Annotated in this window: 1 protein-coding gene; it reads left to right on the top strand. The window is 50.0% G+C overall.

Annotated features, from left to right (window positions below; all coding sequences use genetic code 11):
• Positions 1-144 precede the first annotated feature (144 nt).
• Positions 145-2,114, top strand: a 1,970-nt coding sequence (locus GJV78_RS22540; protein ID WP_155110288.1) for an ATPase, incomplete at its 3' end; no start/stop codon positions are given.

Below are 2,114 nucleotides of genomic sequence, written 5' to 3'. Positions count from 1 at the left end.
ATGCCCTGGGTTGCTTACCGTATCGAAACGCCTGATGGCAAAATTCTTCGCGGCAGGACCGATGAAAATGGCTACACGCAAAAGCACTATAACGTTGACCCACAGAATATTAAGCTGTTTTTTGAATAATGGAGATGGCCAGGTATGGATACGAATGCGAATGGTGAGTGTCAGTTAAATCAGTCTGACAATAATATTACTCAGGTCTGTCGCGAATCGGGCGTCCTCTATTTCCGCCCTGAAACTCAAGAAATTGTTATTGTGCTTGCGCAGGAGGCTGGCGACTTTGAGTCTCACTGCCTGGATATGCTGAGGCGCGTTGATGAATTTCATCAGGCCAGCCACGCCTATTCTGCGGCGATAGAAAAGTACGGGCAACAAAGACAGCAGCCCGATACGGATATTGATGCGCAGGCAGCCGGGGTGGTGGCTGCGGAATGTGCCCTGGAGAAAAAGAGAGCGGCGCTGCTTGAGAAACTCCATGGCGGCGAAAGCAGCAATATGGGATATCAGGATGTGGTGGAACTCCTCCCGTTACTCGACCTCCGCAAGAGAGGCTCCGGGAGCCAGGGCCCTGGGCGTCGCTATACCTATGCCAGTCAGGGCTATTACTCCGAACGTTCCGGGGGGCGCTCCGGGGCTGGAGCAGAAAAGAAATGGCGTACGGTCTCGTTGAAAAATAAAGATACTAAGACCGGGAAAGAGAGTATTTATTCTGTTGATGGCCGCGGCCGCCGGACGATCGATACTAAAAAACTGAGGGAGCAGTTAACCAAAGAGGTTCTGCCGGTAATAAAATTTGAGCTTAAAGATTATGTTAATCTGGATGACTATAACCTGGATAAAACGCTGTTTGACTGGGCAGAGAGCTGGAATAAGAGCCTGAATGACAGCCATACGTTTGATAACGGTATTGAGGTCTCTGGTGCGGCGCAGTTTATGCGTTTTATTTCTAACCTTGGTGCAGAGGCGGAATTCAACCCTAATGAGGGGAGCGTTAAGGTTAAGGGTGAGGCAAAAGCAACGATGGCTGTTGCGTCAGGTATTGTTCATGCCGACTACTATATTCCGGATCGGCTGGGCTGGGATTTAAGCTATATGCCCGGAGAGGGAAGTGAGGCCGCAAAGGAGAGTCAGTTACGGCAGGGCCTGAATATGGGAGTGATACGGATTTATATTGAAGCTCAGCTAATGGGTTTTATTGGGGCTTCCGCACAGATAGAAGCCCAGCTCCAGGTCATGGTTAAAGATAATGAACAGCAGCTTGTCGCCGGCCAGCCCCAGGGTCGCCTGCCGCGTTTTCAGGAGCGGCAGTCAGGCAGCAGCGGACGGTTTTATAAGCAAATGAAAGAAGAGGATGAAGGTGCTTCAATTACCGCTGAGGCTTTTGCGGGGGGCAGGGCGGAGCTCTCGCTTAAGGGGGCAGTTCAGTGGCTGAAACCCACGCCGCCGCCATCTACAGAGAGTGCGTCCATCAGCAAAACGGTAGGGGAATTTACTGACTTTGCCGCCATTGGTGCCAGCATTGGTGGCCTCGCGGGGATCGGTGCCGGGGCTAAATTTCATTGTACGTTTATTAACGGAAAGTTCTGCTTTAAGGTCGCGGCCAGCCTGTGCTGCGGCGTTGGGGCAAAAGGGGCGTTTCTTTGCGAGGTGGGCGGCAAAGCCTTACTGGAGTTTGGCTGCTGGCTGGCCTATCAGCTGTTTACGCTGGATTATCGGTTTTTTGACCTGGTGGCTGAGGATGCTTTTAAAACCTTTACGCGAATAAGTGTAATGCAATTGGCCAATTTAACTGAAGACATTTATGCAGAGTTCAATAATATAAAAGCTAATATTTTTACTGCTCAACGTAAATTTAGCACCTTCATTGAATCTTTAATTGATGAAGCTAATGATGGTCTAGAGGCATCTCAAAAACGTAATCAACTGGCTAAAAATATAATTGCTGATCCAGAACGTCTGTTAACCTGTACCCCGGAGGCCAAGGGGATATTACTCTGGCTGCTCACCCGCCACGGTATCTGGGACCATGCCGATATGGAAAATCGCGGCAGTATGCTGCTGGATATCTACGCTGAGCGGAAAGAGGCGATAATTCAGGTGCTGTACAG

The organism is Intestinirhabdus alba (assembly GCF_009711095.1).
GTDB lineage: Bacteria > Pseudomonadota > Gammaproteobacteria > Enterobacterales > Enterobacteriaceae > Intestinirhabdus > Intestinirhabdus alba.
The sequence above is the reverse complement of the archived record's forward strand: the minus strand, read 5'-3'. Positions and strand labels throughout refer to the sequence as shown.